The sequence below is a fragment of the Paenibacillus sp. sgz302115 genome (assembly GCF_056120445.1).
Map to the genome: position 1 here is coordinate 21600 of NZ_JBVYOK010000037.1, position 19289 is coordinate 40888.

General features: G+C 54.1%; 12 protein-coding genes. 6 read left to right on the plus strand and 6 right to left on the minus strand.

All coding sequences use genetic code 11. From position 1 onward, the window contains the following. Positions 1–519: 519 nt before the first annotated feature. The 3 genes from AC0LWN_RS31580 to AC0LWN_RS31590 all read left to right on the plus strand — a co-directional run bounded on the left by AC0LWN_RS31580 (position 520) and on the right by AC0LWN_RS31590 (position 5373). Complete coding sequence (locus AC0LWN_RS31580) at positions 520–2247, plus strand: glycoside hydrolase family 3 protein (RefSeq protein WP_474672392.1); 1728 nt, start codon at positions 520–522, stop codon at positions 2245–2247. After that, entirely contained in the window at positions 2237–3307 is a 1071-nt protein-coding gene (locus AC0LWN_RS31585; RefSeq protein WP_474672394.1) for a glycoside hydrolase family 88/105 protein, read from the plus strand. The genes AC0LWN_RS31580 and AC0LWN_RS31585 overlap by 11 nt, the downstream gene beginning before the upstream one ends. 305 nt (positions 3308–3612) lie before the next feature. Next, a complete protein-coding gene (locus AC0LWN_RS31590) occupies positions 3613–5373 on the plus strand; it encodes a DUF8769 domain-containing protein (RefSeq protein WP_474672396.1) in 1761 nt (586 codons plus the stop codon). A 120-nt stretch (positions 5374–5493) separates the two neighbouring features. Here the strand turns inward: AC0LWN_RS31590 and AC0LWN_RS31595 are convergent, their stop codons facing one another. From AC0LWN_RS31595 to AC0LWN_RS31620, 6 genes are all read right to left on the minus strand, one after another. Beyond that, the gene (locus AC0LWN_RS31595) at positions 5494–6003 is read right to left on the minus strand and encodes a hypothetical protein (RefSeq protein ID WP_474672398.1); all 510 of its coding nucleotides are present in this window, start codon (positions 6001–6003) and stop codon (positions 5494–5496) included. Between the two features lie 240 nt (positions 6004–6243). Beyond that, positions 6244–6702: a DIP1984 family protein gene (locus tag AC0LWN_RS31600; RefSeq protein WP_474672400.1), complete on the minus strand. Its 459-nt coding sequence runs from the start codon at positions 6700–6702 to the stop codon at positions 6244–6246. After that, positions 6699–7043, minus strand: a complete 345-nt coding sequence (locus AC0LWN_RS31605; RefSeq protein WP_474672402.1) for a hypothetical protein — start codon at positions 7041–7043, stop codon at positions 6699–6701. Before AC0LWN_RS31605 ends, AC0LWN_RS31600 begins: the two co-directional genes overlap by 4 nt. Before the next feature lie 138 nt (positions 7044–7181). Then, a complete protein-coding gene (gene hflX, locus AC0LWN_RS31610) occupies positions 7182–8453 on the minus strand; it encodes a GTPase HflX (RefSeq protein WP_474672404.1) in 1272 nt (423 codons plus the stop codon). A gap of 576 nt (positions 8454–9029) precedes the next feature. Then, positions 9030–12035: a DEAD/DEAH box helicase gene (locus AC0LWN_RS31615; RefSeq protein ID WP_474672406.1), complete on the minus strand. Its 3006-nt coding sequence runs from the start codon at positions 12033–12035 to the stop codon at positions 9030–9032. After that, entirely contained in the window at positions 12032–13678 is a 1647-nt protein-coding gene (locus AC0LWN_RS31620; RefSeq protein ID WP_474672408.1) for an SWIM zinc finger family protein, read from the minus strand. The genes AC0LWN_RS31615 and AC0LWN_RS31620 overlap by 4 nt, the downstream gene beginning before the upstream one ends. Before the next feature lie 209 nt (positions 13679–13887). On the opposite strand from AC0LWN_RS31620, the gene AC0LWN_RS31625 reads away from it, so the two are divergent. The 3 genes from AC0LWN_RS31625 to kdgT all read left to right on the plus strand — a co-directional run bounded on the left by AC0LWN_RS31625 (position 13888) and on the right by kdgT (position 18567). Then, entirely contained in the window at positions 13888–16206 is a 2319-nt protein-coding gene (locus AC0LWN_RS31625; protein WP_474672410.1) for a helix-turn-helix domain-containing protein, read from the plus strand. A gap of 174 nt (positions 16207–16380) precedes the next feature. After that, positions 16381–17394 (plus strand): tripartite tricarboxylate transporter substrate binding protein, encoded by a 1014-nt coding sequence (locus AC0LWN_RS31630; RefSeq protein ID WP_474672412.1) that lies wholly within the window; start codon positions 16381–16383, stop codon positions 17392–17394. A gap of 168 nt (positions 17395–17562) precedes the next feature. Further along, complete coding sequence (gene kdgT, locus AC0LWN_RS31635) at positions 17563–18567, plus strand: 2-keto-3-deoxygluconate transporter (protein ID WP_474672414.1); 1005 nt, start codon at positions 17563–17565, stop codon at positions 18565–18567. Positions 18568–19289: the final 722 nt, after the last annotated feature.

The following is a 19289-nucleotide window of genomic DNA, read 5'->3' on the forward strand; positions in this document are numbered from 1 at the left end:
GCTTAACTGCATTGGGCGACTGAACAAGGTATGCAGTTGGGGGCGGTGCCGCGTGCCATTGTATTTGCGGGGCTAAGGGGCAATGCGGCGTACCCTTGTAGTTTGTGATGTTGGGGAGCAGCCGCAGCGTGCCCTTGCAGTTGTAGGTTTGGGGGCAGCGTAGCGTACCCTTGCAGTTTGAGGTGTTGGGTGAACAGCCGCAGCGACCCTTGTATATGTAGGGTTTGGGGGGCAGCGCAGCGTACCCTTGCTTTTATGGCAGGTGGACTACAGCCAAAGTGGCCCCGCAGGGGTAAAGCGCTCTCCGCACACAGCAGCACGGGAGCGCCCACCCTCCGCCCACGCCAGCCTTCCGGGTGTCCAGAGGGCCGGGGCCCTTGGGGTCCCCCTTGGCTAAGGGGGATTTAGGGGGATCGAAATCATTGTAGAATTTCAAACTTCCATTATAGCTGTCTTTATTTAGAGCAGCCGGCGTTTTCGTTACACTGTGTTTAGAAACTATCAGGAGGAATTGTGACCATGCGGAGGCCGCTTACGAAGGAAGAGCAGGACTGGGTGGAACGCACACTCGCATCCATGAGCCTGCGGGAGAAGATTGGGCAAACGATGCAGGATCATGCGGGCAGGCTGCCGTTCAAGGGAAATGATGAAGCGGCGCTTGAAGCATATCTGCAGAAATATCCGGTGGGCAGCTTTTTTATCGGCGGGGAAGTGATTCAGAAGGCTGCGGGCAAGGCGGAGGAATACCGGGATTGGACGCGGCTGCTCCAGAAGCTCAGCAAGTATCCGCTCTTGTTCTCCGGCGATTTGGAATTTGGTGCGGGGTCTGCGGTCAAAAGCTTGACCGCTTTTCCGCCGCTGCTAGCGTTGGCTGCTGCCGACGATGAGGCTCTGGCTTACGAATACGGCAAATTTACGGCGCTCGAAGGCCGTGCGGCGGGGTTCACCTGGGCGCTGGCGCCGGGGACGGATCTTTTGCTGAACTGGATGAATCCCGTGATCACTACGCGCTGCCTGGGGGATGATGCCAAGCGGGCGGCACGCCTGGCAGGTGCGGTGATGCGGGGAATGCAGGAGCATGGCCTTGCAGCGTGCGCGAAGCATTTTCCGGGGGATGGGGTAGATTATCGGGATCAGCATATCGTTTCAACCGTGAACAGCCTGTCTGAGGAGGAATGGTTCGCCACTTACGGACAGGTGTCCCGGCAGATGATTGACCAGGGCGTAATGTCGTATATGACCGGGCATATTGCGCTTCCTTGGCTGGAAGGGGATACGTCTGAGAAGAAGCCTGTACCGGCAACAGTGTCGGAGCGCATTACAACGAAGCTACTGCGGGAGAGGATGGGCTTCCAAGGGGTGGTGCTGTCGGATGCGCTGGATATGGGCGGATTTCTGGTTTGGGGCGATTATGAGAAAAGGATGGTGGACTGCTTCAACTGTGGTACGGATGTGCTGCTATGGCCGGGTGTGGAGTATTTCGAGGTCATGGAGAAGGCAGTTGCAGAGGGCACGGTGAGTATGGAACGGCTTGATGCCAGTGTCCGCCGTATTTTGGAGCTGAAAGCCGGACTTGGTCTGCACGACATAGATGAAGAAGGACTCGACCCGCAGGCTGTATCGCTGCTGAACGACAAATTGCCGCCGGAGCTTGATATGGAAGCAAGGGAGCTTAGCCGGACTCTCGCGGAGCGTTGCATCACGCTTGTCCGCAACCGGGGTGAACTGTTGCCTCTGAATCCGCAGACGACCCGCCGGGTACTGGTCATCCTGCTGAACAAGGTCACGGAGGGGCGCAAATATGAGCGGATGAACGTCTTTGTTGATCTTTTGCGGGCGAGAGGGCTTGAGGTGGATATTCTGGATGAATTTGAGCCGCTGAACACACTGCGGAAATGGGAGCTGTCCGGGGTAAGGTGGGATGCTGCTTTTGCACCGTTTTTCCTGCCCCTGCACGGAATGATGAACACGGCCCGTCCGGTGGGCGAGGCTGCCAAAGCCATCTGGGCGATGCAGCAGGCGGAGACGATCAGGCCGATCGGGGTTTCTTTTGCTACGCCGTATTTACTTCAGGATATGCCGTTCCTCGATGCGCTGGTTAATGCTTATTCGCTGCATGAAGAGACGGTGGAGCTTACGGTCAAAGCGCTGTTTGGCGAGATTCCTTTTCAGGGAGTGTCTCCGGTGAAGGCAGACCCGCAGGGGGGTTATCCTGGTACGAGGGGGTATCGGCATTGTGAACACTAGGCGGAAGCTGGAGGAAAGACTGGACCTGCTATTCGAATATATGATCGCCGAGCGGCATCAGGGGAATTGGGGAATGGATATTGACCACTGGGATTGGGTCCCGGGGGTCGGTGTGATTTCTCTGCTGGAATATAGCACAGTCTCCGGGCAGGGAAAGGTGGTAGATTATCTGCTGCAATGGGTGAACCGGAACAAGCACAAGGCCGAAGGGGTAAAAGTGATCAATTCCCTGGCCCCGTTCGCGCTTTTCCCTGAGCTGTACCGCCTGACTGGAGACCCGTGGTTTCTGCAAAAAGCCATGTCTACCGCCGATTGGATGCTAAGCACAGCGCCCAAAACGCGGGAAGGGGCACTTGAGCATACCGTCACCGAAAATGTGGATTTCCCGGAGCAGGTATGGGCGGATACGGTATATATGGCTGTTCTGTTCCTGGCGCGGCTTGCCGGATTAACCGGAGAACGGCAACTGGCGGATGCGGCGCTGGAGCAGACCTTGCTTCACCTGCGGCTGCTGCAGGACCCGGCATCGGGGCTGTTGTTCCACGGCTGGAACAGCCGCGAGGGGAATCATATGTCCGCAGTCCATTGGGCGCGCGCCAATGCCTGGATCACCTTGGCGGTTCCGCAGATTGTAACAGAGCTTCAAGGCGTGGCCGAAGTTCCTGATGAGCTGTACCGCCGGTATGCATTGCTTGCGGCGGGCTTGCAGTCCTGTCAGGCGGAAAACGGAATGTGGCACACGGTACTGGACAGACCTGATTTTGTGCAGGAGACTTCGGGCAGTGCGGGGATCGCCTGCGGCTTCATTAAGGGAGTAAGGTGCGGCATGCTGGAGACTTCATATCTGGACAGTGCCGGACTGGCCGTGGAAGCCATCCTGCCGCTCATTGCGGCGGACGGTGAAGTAAGCGGGGTATCCGGCGGCACTCCGGTAATGCCTTCGGCAGAGGCCTACAATGAAATTACCGTCTACCCTACACTGTATGGGCAGGGACTGGTGATGCAGCTTTTGACGCAGGCACTGGATCTGGATCTGAATCTGAAAGACGGTGACTTGTAGCTTGGAGTTTGGAGCCGCAGTTGAACGGCAAACCCTCCTTCCTGTGGAGTCGCACCCAAGCTCTAGCTGTATTTGATACAACTAAAAAGTTCCATTTGCGCGCTTCTACCGACTTAGTTGCACTCTGTACACTTAAATAGTCTGCAATTCAGTAAAAGAAGGCTATCTGCCAATTTTAACTGTACAAAGTACATTTATCGCTAAAAACACAGGATTTCGCCTCCTCTTAGCTGCAGAAAATACACTTATCGGGTACGCGTTCCACATAAAAAGATTTGGACTCCTTATTGGAAAGGAAGATCATCGTGAAGAAGGCCGCAGAGGGAAGAAAGGCTCTTGAAGCACCTGACGAGGAGAGAACAGCCGGCAAGCATAAAGAAGCCATCGACGAGCAGCGGCTGCTAATCCGTAAAATGCATACGCTGGAGTCCCGCTATGATCCGGAGGTTCGCATGCTGCGCTCGCCGTTCAGCAGCCCGGGGTATCATACCACGCTGCGGGAGGTGGAGTTCATCCATTCCACCCGGGATTCGCTGTCGTATGCGCTCGGGCTGCTGGATACGGAGCTTCCCCAATATGAGCAGCGGGCTTTTGACATTATAGGCCGGGTAATTTCGCTTCAGGACACCGACCGCAGCCATACTACCTTTGGCATCTGGTCCTGGTTCTACGAAGAACCGCTGGAGCAAATGTCGCCTCCTGACTGGAATTGGGCCGATTTCTGCGGCAGCCGGCTGGTTCAGGCCATCACGCGTCACGGACAGCGGTTCCCGGTGGAGCTGCGGCAGCGGGTTATCCACTCCATCAGCTACGCCTGCGAAGCGATTATCAAGCGGAATGTGGGGCCGGATTACACCAATATTGCCATTCTGGGAGCCTTTGTCACTAGGATTGCCGGTGAACAATTGGGGCGGGAGGATTATGCGGACTACGGTCTAGAGCGGTTACAAAAGCTGTACGATTACACGATGCAACGCGGGGCTTTTCAGGAATACAACAGCCCGGTCTACACGTATATTGCCATCCTGGAGCTGTCCAAGCTGCGTGCTGCGACCATAGACGACAGGGTTAGGGAGTTAAGCAACGAGCTGATTGATCTGACCTGGAGAACGGTTGCCGGGTATTATCATCCTGCCACAGCGCAGTGGTCCGGGCCGCATTCCCGTTGTTATCAGACGCTGCTTGGTGATCAGAGTAAGGCTTTTTTGCAGCTGGCGACTAAGGGGCGGGTGAAGTTTTTTGACTGGGAGGAGCTTCCGTACGAAGAAGAATGGTATCGAAGCAGCTTCGAATGTCCACCTGCCTATCTGGACACCTTCACAGTTCCGGGAACGAGGAAAATCAGACAGCTCTATGAAGGGAATGAGGCCGATGGAAGCGGCAAATGGGCGGTTACTTTTATGACGCCGCAGGTGAGCGTGGGATCTTTTACATCGAGCGATTTATGGAATCAGAGAAGGCCGCTGCTGGCATACGTAGATAATAACGGCTTGCCGGCCTATATTCAGCTTCGTTGTCTGCATGACGGCTATGATTACTGCTCGGCCCGCTTCAAAGCGAAGCAGGATCAGGGACATTTGCTGTTCGGCATTGATTTTATCACGAATGGCGGAGATACCCACCCCAATCTGGACCTTACCGGGGGCGCTATCGAAGTTGAAGATTTACGGCTGCGGCTAGAAATTGGCGGCCATCTGGACGGAATTCATGCCGAGTCTTCGGAGGAGGGGACGATCATCCAAATTGGAGAGGTCGAATGTATCCTCACCACATGGATCGCGGCGTTTACAGGGCATTCAGGGGCACAGCGCGACTGGACATGGGAGGTTAAAAAGACTGCGGATCTCCTCCTAGTGGAGCTGATTCTCTATTCCGGGCCGAGGAAAAGGCTTGATTTCACGGCATTGCAGCAAGCGGCAATGGTATTCTCCCTGGACATTCAGCAGGCGCCGGAAGAAGCAGGTCCGCAGCTTGAGCTGACAGATGACGGTAAGCTGCGGGTAAGCGGCAACGGGGAGGAGACGGAAGCCTTTTCGCTCTGTCTGCGCCCTGGTCCGGGGGAGTAGAGTTTTTAGGAAATGGTGCGTTAAGATTTGCAAAAGTACAGCAAAGAGAAGGGCAGGAATATTCCTGCCCTTTAAGGAAATCAAATATGTAGAGCCCTTTTTATTATCTATCATGTCTTGTCAGCATGAATAGTCTATAGTAATTCCAGCTTCTTTATATGCAAGTACAAATATTTGATCGTTTTTCCTTCCAATAGATACTTTCTGAATTTCATTAATATACATTTTCAATTTTTCTTTGTTTATTTGCGGAAACATCTCGTTCAAGTCATCGTCGGTAAATAAAGATTTTAAAAGCGTTATTATTGATAGGTAGATATTCGGATGATGGTACTCAATAATCTCTGCTTCCCTTATAAAATGATCCATATATTTATCAAATTCATAACAGTTTTCCGCTTCTTCCTGCCAACAAAACGGAAACCCACTCCCATCGTACCATTCTAATAACAAACCTATAAAAGCTATTAGGGAACCCGTTCTGTATCTAGAATCCTTATCATCGAAATGCAAATAATATGGATATAGCAATTCATCAGAGCACCATGCAAAATCTATTATTCTGCCCATTTCACGAATTAAGTTAAATAGGTAATCTAGTTTCTTATCTAATACCAGATAATTTTTCATTTTTTCTCCTCAAAGCACTTCAACAAGTCCCCAAACCCGCCCTCACCTAACCCATACATCAGCACGTGGTAGTTACATTAAACAAAATACAGCCTAGTTACATGCTATCGCGCACTCTTGTTACATTATTGGGCTAATTAGTCATGTTTTGTAGATATGGCCCTGCATCTACATCGGAGGTCCAACTACCCGTTGGCGGGTTGTGCTCGCCTGTATGATTTTGGTTACCAACTTGTATAATTATTCCAGTAAATCCGTGCTCCAGTTTTTCTCCTGGATTTTGAAGTCCAACTCGCGGTATTGCCTCGACAATTCGTCTACCTCTTTTTGAAGATCTGCAATCTCAACGGTCGTGTAAAATTTCACTTCTTGCCGGCTGTATCGTTCCTGCTTGATAGAAGCCTCGTTAAGCAATTCATTCAGGATGTTGCGATGCTGCATGATGCGGTCACGTTCCGCCAGTGCTTCTGCCAAGCTCATGCTTGCATCGAACGCGCTTAAAGTATTCGTCTTATTTATCTTCTTCACCCAGACGGCCAAATCCCCGAGCGTCCGCTTCAACTCATCCATCAGTTCAGTTGGCGATTCCGAAGGTTTCTCTCCTTCCTGAACCTTTATGACTCTCCCAAGACGCTGCTTGATCTGTGACACCCTCCGTTGGCAGTCCGCCCGCATTACAAGTGCTTCCGCTAATCTCATCGATAATCCCCCTTGATAGTTGGGTCAAGAAACTTATCTAGCTTTTCTTTATAGACCTCAATTTTATGAAAAGTCTGAAGTCCATTTTCCTTCAATAAATTATTTAACTCCGTTAGGTTGTTAATCAGTTTCTCTGCAATATGTGCAATATTGTTCCTTGAAAAAGTATACTTTTTAACAGCAGATTGTTCTACTTCCCAAATCACAGTTTGTTTCTTATTCAGAACATTAATATAAAATCCTCCGCAACCAAAAATACCACAAGAGCAAGTATACATTGGGAATTTGCCTTGATGGGTAAGTGAAATTTCTAACGTCAGTTTGTCCAAGCTTTTTTCCATCAGAGTCCTTCCACTGTAGTCTCAAAATGAGTTCTCTAGACAAATATAACTTGAAACTAAAAACAAAAAGACTCCGCAATAGCTAAATGAAGCTGCTGCGGAGTCTTTGTCTGCTTAATCTGTTATTTGCGAGCTATTCTACTGCGGGATTGCAATAAAATCGTCCTTGAACCGCTCGTAATCGGCAATCCGGCACTCCAGCTTGAGGCGTGTGCCCTGCTCTTCATAGCTGACCGACTGCACATCGGCGTGCTCATTGAAATAGGAGACCACACTGCCGCGCTCGAATGGAACCAGGATTTCACACTGGATATAATCATTAAAGACATGCTTGCGGATCAGCCCAACCAGCTCGGCAACGCCGATTTTTTGTTTGGCCGAGAGGGTGACGGAATTCTCCTCCACTACCGGGTACGGCAGCTCCGTCAGATCGGCTTTGTTATAGGCATAAAAGGTTGGAATTCCATCGGCGCCCAGCGCCTTCAGGGTTTCTTCCGTTACGGCCATGTGCTGCTTCACCTGCGGATCGGAAATATCGGCGACGTGAATCAGCAGATCGGCCTCCGTCACCTCTTCCAGCGTAGAGCGGAAGGCTTTGACCAGATGATGGGGGAGCTGGCTGACGAAGCCGACAGTGTCGGTCAGCAGGAAGGTTTTATGATCCGGCAGCTCAATGCTGCGCACAGAGGTCTCCAGTGTGGCGAACAGCATATCCTTGGCGAACACCCCTTTGTCAGAGCCGGGATGATAGGTCTCCACCAGTGTATTCATTAAGCTGGACTTGCCGGTATTGGTGTAGCCGACGAGACAGACAACGGGCACCTCATTTTTGTGCCGCTGCTTGCGCTGGATCTGGCGTCTGGCTACCTGGGCCTGCAGCTCAAGCTGCAGCGCCGTGATGCGCTCCTCAATGCGGCGGCGGTCCAGCTCCAGCTTGGTCTCACCGGCGCCACGGTTCTTCAGTCCCGCTCCGCCGCCTTGTCTGCCAAGGGACTCACGCATCCCGGCCAAGCGAGGGAGCATGTATTGAAGCTGGGCGACCTCCACCTGAAGCTGCGCTTCTTTGGTTTTGGCCCGCTCGGCAAAAATATTCAGGATCAAAATCGTCCGGTCAATAACCTGGCGGTCCAAGGATGACTCCAGATTGCGGATCTGGGAAGGGGATAGCTCATCATTAAAAATAATGACTGTAGCGTTAGCCGACTCCATCAGCATCGCCAGCTCCTGGATTTTGCCTGTCCCGATATAATGCGACGGGTTAATCCGGCTGGATTTCTGGCTCAGCTCGCCTACAACCTGAAGGTCGCAGGCAGCGGCCAGGTTGCGCAGCTCCTCCATAGAATACGCGAAATTATTGTCATTCTGCAGTTGAACACCGACGATCACTGCTTTTTGTTGTACAGGTTCCATATATTTATTCAACCTCCGTTATTCAATTTGAACGTAAAAAAGCACAGGCCATCTGCCTGTGCTAACAGTATCAAAGAGGACAACAGAATAGGGCTGCGGGGGCATGCATGCTTATGCCACCTCCGCAGATGCACTTCCATAGCGGCCATGAGACAAAGAACCGTTCGCTGCAAAGACGGAATAGCAGGCTATTCCATCCGCGCTTCGCGGTGGGGCTGTGTCACTTGGGCTATGGAAATGCAGGTTCCGAAAGGCGAACGCCGGCGGAGATATCTGTCCGTCTGGCGCTTGGTTATAGCTATGGGTTGCCTTGAAAATGGATAGACCTATCCTGAGTCCTCTGCACAGGGCAGAGCTTTAGCGCTATAAAATTAGCTTAGCCGCGTAAAGTACGAATCCGGATATAGTCTATCACACGCAACCCTCCGTTCTAAAAAAGTTAAGCCCAGTTTAGCACATTCGCGAGCAGCTGGCAACATGCTCCAATTAAGGAAGGCGATGATTAAGCAGCGGCTGCTGTCATGTCAGCAGCCGCTGTGCAAGTGAGTCGTATCAGTAAAGTTGACGAAGTCAATATCAGCCGACCCATTCCCGCCGCAGTGTGAACAGATCCTTCAGCGCATCGGTGGACAGCTCCGTAATCCAGCCCTCGGAGCTGGAGATGACATCATCGCTGAGCTGCTGCTTGCTCTCCAGCATCTCGTCAATCTTTTCCTCCAAGGTGCCAAGCGAGATGAACTTATGCACCTGCACATCCCGGGTCTGGCCCATGCGGTAAGCGCGGTCCGTGGCCTGATTCTCAACGGCCGGATTCCACCAGCGGTCGAAATGGAAGACATGGTTGGCTGCGGTCAAATTCAGGCCGACTCCGCCCGCTTTCAGTGAAAGGATGAACACATTCGGCTGATCGGACTGCGGCTGACCGGAAGCAAGCGGAGATTCGCCCTCCGGCAGCGGAGGCGCTTGGAACTGCTCGATCATGCGGTCGCGCGCGCTTTTGGGCGTGCTGCCGTTCAGGTACAGCACCGGCTCCAGCAGCTCCTGCGACAATACAGTCTGCAGCATCCTGCCCATGCCGACATATTGGGTGAAGATCAGGCAGCGCTCATTCTCCTCGCGCAGCTCCCGCACCATCGCCAGCAGCCGTTCGAGCTTCGCTGAACGCTCGATTAAGGCTGCGGTATCTATTTGACCATTGGCATCCGGCTCTGGCAAGGCATCCTTCGTCAGCAGCACCGGATGATCGCAGAGCTGCTTGAGGCTGGTCAGGGCAGCCAGAATAGCCCCCTTGCGTTCAATGCCCTCAAGCTTTTGCATCCGCTCCATAAGACTGTTCACGTTCTGGTCATACAGAGCCGCTTGCTCTGCCGTCAGATGAACATAGGTCTTGCTCTCATTCTTGTCGGGCAGGTCGAGCTGAATAGCCGGGTCCTTCTTCTTGCGGCGTAGCATGAACGGCTTGACCATCCGCTGAAGGTCGGCGGTCCGCTTCGCATCCCGCTCCTTCTCTATCGCATTTGCGAACCGGTCCTGAAAGGCTTTGGCACTGCCCAGGTATCCCGGTGTAATAAAATCATAAATGGACCACAGCTCCGACAGCCGGTTCTCAATCGGTGTTCCTGTCAGGGCGATCCGGTGCAGCGCCGGGAAGCTGCGCACCGCCGAGGACTGCTTGGTCCCGGCGTTTTTGATGTTCTGCGCTTCATCGAGGCAAATTGCGGCCCAGGTGAACTGCTTCAGCAGGTCCTGATCGAGCGCCGCCGTGGCGTAGGAGGTCAGGACGACATCGGCCTGTGAAGCGGCGCCGTAGAAGTACCCGGCATCCAGCCGTTTGCTGCCATAATGCAGCATCACCTTCAGGGAAGGAGCGAAGCGCTGCAGCTCTTTTTGCCAGTTGCCGAGCACGGAGGTCGGGCAGATGATCAGTGACGGCCATCCGGGCGGGTCCGTCTGGCGCAGCTTTCCCGCAGCAGGATCGGCTTCGGCCACCGCTTGCTGCTCCTTCAAGTGGAGCAGATAGGCGATGAGCTGCACGGTTTTGCCGAGGCCCATGTCATCGGCAAGCACCGCCCCGAGGCCGAAGCGCCGCAGGAAGGCAAGCCAGGCAAAGCCCTCCTGCTGATAGCTTCTAAGCTCGGCATGCAGTCCAGCAGGTACAGCAGGCTGCGGCCACCGGTCACGCTGGCCAAGCTGGCCGATCAGCGTAACCAGATGCGCGTTCAGTTCGACCTCAAGCCGCACGCGCGCAGCCTGCTCTTCCGCCTGCTCGGCAGCAGCTTCTTCGGCGGCATCGTCCCCGCCGCTGCCGAGCAGATGCAGCTGCAGCACATCCTGGAAGGACAAGCCCTGCGACTTGTCCATGCCTTCCATGGCCCGCTGAATCTGGGCCAGGAGGGCAGGGTCCAGCGGAATCCACTGGCCCCGGAACTTCACGAGCCGCTCGCCGCGCGCGACCAGCTCGGCGAACTCCGCCTCGGAGAGGTCGGCGTCGCCGATGGAGATGCGCCAGTCGAAGTCGACCAGCGCGTCCAGGCCGAACAACGACCGTCCGCGTCCGCCCTCGCCGGAGCTGATCTTGGCGCGCAGGCGCGGTTTCCGGCGGCTGGCGGCCTCCCACCACGCCGGCAGCAGCACCTGCCAGCCGGCCTCCAGGAGGCGCCGGCTGGTAACCGTCAGGAACCGCCACGCGGCCTCGCCGCTCAGCGGTTCCCCAAGCACATCGCGCCCGCGGCCGATGTGCTCTTCGGGCAGGCTGTCCCGTTCGTGGACGTGCTCCGTCCACGGGGCGGGCCAGCGGCCATGCGGCTCTCCGTCGTCCGAGAGCCGCAGCGGGACAAGCGCGGATTCGTCGCGCTTGTCCTGAAGCAGCAGCTGCAGCCGCCAGAAGGACGAGTCCTCGTCCGGCTCCTGCAGCTGCAGCGCGGGGCGGAACGGCGCGCTGTCCGCCTTCCAGCCGATGGACATCAGCCAGGTGTCCGCGTCCATCCCGGCTGCCGAAGCGCCGCCCCCGCTGAACAGCAGCGGGAATTCGCTGCGCAGGTCTCCGGCCTCGGCCTCCGTGCTGTAAAAGCGCTGGAAGACCGCCGCCGAGAAGGCGGCCTGCAGTCCTTCCGCGAGAGCGGGACGTTCCGCCAGTCCCCGCAGCGCTTCTGCAGCATCCGGGCTTCCGCCCGCCGCGCGCTGGAACGCCTGGTCGTCCCACTCCCACTGGAGCTTACCCTCGCGGTAAGCAGAGAAGCTTGGGGCAAACTGCTTCTCTTCCAATAATCCGGCGAGAAGCGGGGCCAGCGAGGTCAGGATCGCAGCATTGCTCTTCCAGTTCCAGCCGACATGCCGGAGTACCCGGAGGTCTCCGAAGAAGGGAATCACCTGGTCGGCGGGCAGGATGACAAGCTCCACGCCATCGGCGTTCTCTGTGGTCAATTCCGTTCCATAGAAGGACTCCTCATGCCAGGCGAACAGCAATTGCTTGAGCTGCACGCCGGGGACATAATCATCCCGCTCATTAATTCCATAGATCAGGGCATCGCCATATTGGCTCAGGAGCAACTGAACGTTAATATTACGTGTATGCATACTCATGGGATCAGATTTCCTTTCCGCAGCTCCTCCTGCAGCGCGCGAAGCCGGCTGTGCCGGGCGGTGAAGGCCTCCAGAAACTCCTCCCACCGCTCCTCGCGTTTTAGTTTCTTGTACAGCTTCGCCAGGCGCTTAAGCAATTTCACGGCGGATTTGTAGCTGTGCCGGTTCTTCTCCAGCACGAAGCGTTCGGCGGCCTGATGGTAGAACGGCAGCAGCAGCTCCGGTGCATTCTTCTCCACCGGCTTCAGGTCGCTAACCCGGAAATCAGCCGGTACTTTGCCTGAGGTCAACTGGTAGTCCATCCATTCCTGCCATTTGCCGTAAGCCAGCAGCTTCTCGTCATAAATCTCCCGCGAGATCGGCAGCATGCCGGCCAGCGTGTCCCACATCCGGGGCTCAAGCTCCGGCAAGCGGCGTATAGCCTCTTCCCAGTACCCGGCATAGCCCTGCAGATTATACAAGCGGCTGTTCAGCAAGGGCCCCACCGCTTCGAGCCAGACCGCAAGCCGTTCCCAATGTCCGGCTTCGGCGAGCGGGGCCAGGAAGCTCATCAGCTCGTCCGGCTGGAGGCCCGGCCGCTCAGCAGCGGCGGCGAGCCGTTCCCGGGCGGCAGGCTCATCGTTCAGATAGAAATAGATCCGGCTCTCCGCGAGCTGCAGCGCCGGACGGGTAACGGCGGCACCAAGTCTGCTGCCGGTCTCCCGGAGCTGCTCCAGCTCTTCCAGATACAGCTCCGTCCCCTGGAGATTCGGGGTAATCCAATTTTGCCAGAGCAGGTTATAACAAAAAGAATAATAAGGCTGTTCCCGCAGACGGTCGCGGGATTCTGTCAGCATCTCAAGCCGCACATGGGCCAGCGTATCCTTGAGGCGCGGCCACTCCTCCGGCGCTGAATCCAGCGGCAGGCTGCGCTTCATAAGGCGTGTTATCGCCTCCTGAAGCTCTGTGACGGCAATAGCAGTGTAATATCCGAGCGAATAGCTCGCAGAGGAGAGGGCTCCTGTGTTATGCAGATTGCCAGGCTTGATTAGGCTGTCCAGGATAAACAGATGGCTATTTAGCTGAAACAGCAGCTCAGCGGCGGGGGAGAGCTGTGCCTTCGCCTGCGCAATAGCGGCGAGCGCCCGGTCAGCATATTGCGGATTGCGTACAGTCTGGGCTAGCGGAGCGGTGAGCAGTGCCATATATTCGCGCCACTGCTCTACGGTTGACCCTGGAATCAGGCCTTCGAGCTTCTTCGCCTGTTCCTTGCGGCTGCCGGAGACACCTGCAGCGGAGGAAGCCTCCAGGGCTGCTGCCTTGTTCCGGCTCGTGACCGCTTTGGCGTTGGCGAGCATATTAACGGACCGCTCCTGCGACTCGGCAACATTCATCAGCACAGCCGCCATATGCTTGCAAGGCCCCTGCACAGGGCAATCGCAATGACTTTCCGTCAAGCTGTCCAGCTCAAGGCTGACGGCATAATCCTCTCTGCCCTCGACAAGCGCCATAATTCTCCGGGACGAGATCATCCGCAGAGATTTTACACGATTTTGCTTATAATATTGAAAACCACGCTTGAGGGTCAAATCATCGAAATAATAAGCCACATCCGAAATGAGCTGTTCCCATTCAGCATCGCTGATCATCATTTTAGACTGCATTTTGGCTGGTCTCCTGTACACAATGTTCTTTTTTGAAGCATTTGAACCTGTTCCCTTCATTATATCATTTAACATGTTCCTGACTGTAAATCTTTAAAATCTTAAAGGGTATGATATGCCCCATATTGAAGTATAAATGAATCATGCTACTCTAGTATCCGTTCAGGCACTAAAAAGCGAGAGCACCATGGAAGGATGAAGCAACGCCAATGCTGCGATTCAAGTTGAAATATTTGCTTAGCAACAAACAAAACCGGCTGATCCTGATGCTGACCGTCAGTGTATCGCTGCTGATTATACTGATCGGACTGTTCTCCTACAGGGAGTACCGGGATGCGCTGGATACCGAGCTGAACACACCGAATATCGAGCTGCTGCAGATCAATCTGGATGTTACCAACCGGGCATTCCGGGAGTCGGACAACAAGGCGGTGGATTTGTCTTTTCACCCGGCCGTTCTGAAATATATCGACGGAGCATCTAGTGACAATGCGGGCATTTCCAGCGAGCCGCAGGACTATCTGAAAACGCTCGCTACCGAGCCGGACATTCATGCCATCAGTGTCATCAAATTCAAGGATCATTCCGTACTGTCGAGCGGTTACGGCTACAAGGCCTCCTGGGAGGAAGCGCCAGAGCATGCCTGGACCGCATGGATTGAAGAAATTAAGGACAAGCCGCTGCTGATCAAGCGAAGAGTCTACACCGGCACCGATCCCCAACTCAGCGGGACAGAGCTGCTCTCGCTCGCACGCCCGATTGTCCGCAGTGGCGAGGTTACAGGAGCCGTGCTGATTGATCTGGATTACGATATGCTGTTCTCCAAAATGTACAGTCACTTATCCAGCTATCAATTTGTGTACAATCTGGAGGGCGAGCTGATCTATCCGAAGCTGAACCTGCCGTTTCCGCTTGCGGAAATGAACGGAATGCTGAAGGACATTGATGTAAGCCCTTTTGCACATGTGAAGATTGAGGGCAAGGCGTATATGGCGAATCAGGCTTTTTCCAATGTGACGGGCTGGCGGCTGGTTTCGCTGGTTCCGATGGAGCAGCTGCTCAAAAATGTGACAACCGCGCGCAATATGATGATCATGCTGTCGCTGATTTCCATCGCAGTAGGCTGCTCAGCTATTTATTACTATAATTTCGCGGCCTTCCGGCCCTTGAAACGGATCAACAAGCTGCTGGCCCCGGATGAGGCGTCAGCTGTTCATGGCAACCTGTATGATCTGGAGCCGGTGATCGGCAAGCTGGTCGGCGATTTCCAGAGCAAGTCGCTGGTCGCGGAGTGGAGTCTGCCTGAACTGCGCTCCAAGTACGTGAATGACCTGATTAGCCGGAGCATGGGCACGCAGGAAATGCGGACCAAATGGGAGCATTACTTTACGGATTGGCAGGAAGGTCCCTTCGAGCTGCTGGTTATATCCATCGACCGCCATTCCCAGTGGGCAGCGGCTTATGTGGAAGAGGACCAGATGCTGCTCAAATATGCAATGAACAACATTGTGCTGGAATACTTCGAGCCATCCTGGAGAGCTGTAACGACCGCCCTGCATAAGGACAGTCTCGCCGTGCTGCTTCAGGTCAAGGATAAGGAAGAACGGGAGCTTCGGGAGGAGGCCGTCAAATTGGTGGGCATCCTGCAGGAAGTATTGAAATTATCGGTGTCCATCGGGATCGGCAGCGAGGCTTCCGGCATCACGCAGGTGGCCCGTTCCTATAATGAATCCGTGCAGGCCTTGTCCTGCCGCTTGTATGAGGGTTATGGCCAGGTTCATGCCTACGCGGAAGTGAAGAGCAAATATACGGAAGGCGGCGGAGCGGCAGATGATGCCTGGCGGCTGGAGGTGCTGCATGCGCTGAAGTCCTCGGATGGCGAGACCGGACTCCAGTGGGTGCGCAGAGGCTCAGCCGAGACCCGCAAAAAAGGCCTCCAGCCGCAAAAAGTATTCCGCGCCATCAATGACTTGCTGGAGGAAATTATGAATGTTGCCGCAGCCGGAGGCTACCCGCTTCCTGCCGAGCTTGCGGATTATACGTGGCATCAGGTTACGACAATGGATTTTAACGAGATAGAAGAGATGCTGTGCAGCATTGTGGTTCATATGGCAAACGAGCTAGGTGCCCACAGGCAGTCCAAAGAATATCTGCTGGTGCAGAATCTGATCCGTTATATGGAGAGCCACTTGCAGGAAAATATCGGCCTTCAGGATATCGCTGCCCATGTTAATCTGGGGGTATCCTCGGTAAGCACCCTTTTCAAAGAAGAGACCGGAACCACCGTCTACGACTATCTGACCAATCTGAGGATTGATAAAGCCTGTGAGCTTCTGCAGGACAGCAGCCTGAGAATTGCCGATATTGCCCTTCAAGTGGGCTATCAGAATGAGAACAGCTTCATCCGGGCCTTCCGCAAAATCAAATCGACTACACCGGGCAAGTTCCGAGAGAGCAGCAAATATTCCAACGAGTATGCAGATCGGCCAAAACCGCGCCATTCCGGCGTTTCTGACGATTCAGAATAAGATTATATGATTGTATGCAGCCCCCCGAATGCGATAAAGTTCTACTTGAGAAAACTTTCACAGCTATGAAATTGCATGGCTGATGCCTAAGGAATCCGGGGGTGAAGCAGCGGGCGGATGGCGGAATTCAGTACTCGGCCTGAGGCTCGATGATCGTTAATTAAGAGAAGAGGGATGCTTTTGAAACGGAGAACAAAAATAGCAATCGGAGCGGCATCGCTGCTGGCTGTGGTGATCCTCCTTCTGATTGGAGGCCGCATGACCGGCGATCGCAGCAGCAAGAATGTAAGCGCTGATTTCCCCAAAAAGCCGATCACATTGCTTGTGCCGTACGCCGCAGGCGGAGGAACCGATACAACCGCGAGAGCGCTCGCCAAAGCGACAGAGAAGGTGCTGGGACAGCCGATTATCGTAGTTAACCGGACAGGCGGCGGAGGTTCCGTCGGACTGATGGAGGGCGCGAATGCCAAGGGTGACGGATATACGGTGATTTTTCTCCCGGCCGAGCTGACCATCCTGCCGCATCTGGGCTTGCTGCCGATTACCTATGAGAAGTTCAAACCCATCGCTCAAACGAATTTTGATCCTTCCGCCATTACCGTTAGGCAGGGAGCGCCGTGGCAAACCGTAAATGAATTTCTCGACTTTGCGAAAGCGCATCCAGGTGAAGTGAAAATGGGAAACGCAGGAACGGGGAGCATTTGGCACTTGGCTGCCGTAACGCTCGAACGGGAAACAGGTGTGAAGTTCGCACATATTCCCTTTGAAGGTGCAGGACCCGCCGTCTCCGCTTTGATGGACGGTTTTGTGGATGCGGTGCCTGTAAGTCCCGCCGAAGTGAAAAAGTATGTGGATGAAGGAAAGCTGCGGACACTGGCGGTCAATGCCGACAAGCGCTCTGAAGCGCTGCCGGGCGTTCCGACTCTGGAGGAGCAAACCGGAATACACGTGAATTTCACCAGTACATGGAGAGGACTTGCCGTACCTAAGGATACACCGGACGCGATTGCGGAAGTGCTCGCCGGAGCTTTTATCAAAGGGAGTGAAGACAGGGCATTTCGGGAGTATATGAAAAACAACGGGCTTGGACTGTTGGTTACCGATGGTAAGACCTTTTCCAGACAATTGAAGGAAAGCGACGATCTGTTCGCCAAAATGATCCCGGAGCTCGGATTGAGCCGCAAGTAACATGAAAGCGTAGTCAAGCGAATTTCCTCAGAGCAAACCGCTCACAGGGCTGTCAACTGTGGTGAAGAGTCGGACTCGCGGGGCTGATTTGCTGCGCCCATTTGAGGAAAAATAATCAATTTATGAAAAATTTTAAGAGAGAAAATGAAGAAGGGTATGATCAATCACATGAAAATCAAACAGACTTTAGACAAGATTCCCGGCGGTATGATGCTGGTTCCACTGTTCCTTGGAGCCATTATTCACACGGCTTTCCCGGATGCAGGCGAATATTTCGGCGGCTTCACCAAAGGCCTGATGACAGGCACTGTACCGATTCTGGCGGTCTGGTTCTTCTGTATGGGCGCAGCTATTGACGTTAGAGCGACCGGAACCGTACTGCGCAAATCCGGCACACTGGTATTGACCAAAATCGCCGTCGCCTGGGTCGTGGCTATGATTGCGATTCAGTTCCTTCCAGAGGGCGGTGTAAAAGGCGGATTTTTCGCCGGATTGTCCGTGCTGGCAATCATTTCTGCGATGGATATGACGAACGGCGGCTTGTACGCTTCCATTATGCAGCAATACGGCACCAAAGAAGAGTCCGGCGCATTCGTATTGATGTCGCTAGAGTCCGGCCCGCTCGTAACCATGCTGATCCTCGGCAGCACCGGTGCAGCCGTGTTCGAACCGCATCTGTTTGTCGGCGCTGTGCTGCCATTCTTGATCGGCTTCCTGCTGGGCAACCTGGACCATGAGCTTCGCGCCTATTTCGGCAAAGCTACGCAGACACTGATTCCATTCTTCGGTTTTGCACTGGGAAGCTCGATTGACCTTGGTGTAATCGTCGATACAGGCCTGCTTGGCATACTGCTCGGTATCGTTGTAATCGTTGTTACAGGTGTGCCGTTGATTCTGGCCGACAAGTACATTGGCCGTGGCGACGGGACTGCCGGGCTTGCCGCTTCCAGTACTGCCGGAGCCGCTGTAGCCAACCCGATGCTGGTAGCCAACATGAAGCCGGAATTCCTTCCCGCTGCACAGTCCGCAACCGCACTGGTAGCCGCATCCGTTATTGTGACCTCTATTCTCGTGCCGATCATTACGGCCTACTATTCCGATTACATGAAGAAGAAAAAAACGCCGGTGGAGGGCGGCTCTGCGGAGCTTGCGGATCAGAAGACTGCGATATAATATATTCGTATAACAACTATATAAGTTAACTTTAGGTTTGCATATTTTGGCCTGGTCGTAACTGCGGGGAATGTTTGGACTTCCTGATTTTAGTCCGCTGGCTGCGGTAGAAATCCAAACATAAAGGCGGACGCTACCGCTCCTACAGTTCCAAACTTCCCCTCCGTCACTTCGGCCCTCTTTATGTTTCCTTTAGTTGATATAGAAATATACAGTTCATATACTTGTCCTTACTATTACTTTGACCCTCCAAACGCCGAGATGGCTTTGTCTGGAGGGTCTTTAGATCGTCAGACTCTAAATGCTAAAGTTCAAACGATACTCCGCCGAACAGATTAGGGCGTGGTTATCACGCTGGAGGCGAATCAGGCCCCACGAACAGAATCCTTCTAACCGGAAGAGTCAGCCCGTTTGTAACGGACTCAGCAGCTCTTATTTCAACTGGAAGTCATTTTTTCGCAAGTGAACGGACTCCAGAGCCGTTATGGGCGGACATTCACCCCAAATATACCTGCCGAAGAAGCAATAAGCGCTTCATGGTCCGTTAGCTCGAATAAATGTATCCTTTTCAGGGGAATAAAGGCTTTACGGTCCGTCCCTCGTATTTAAGGGGTATTCTCACGAATACTCACTCATTCGCAGGATTTCATCGCAATGAAGCGGTGGAGAAGGTTAGTTTGGGGTGGAGAGGGAGCCGCCAGAATGCTAGCGGGCATGCAGGA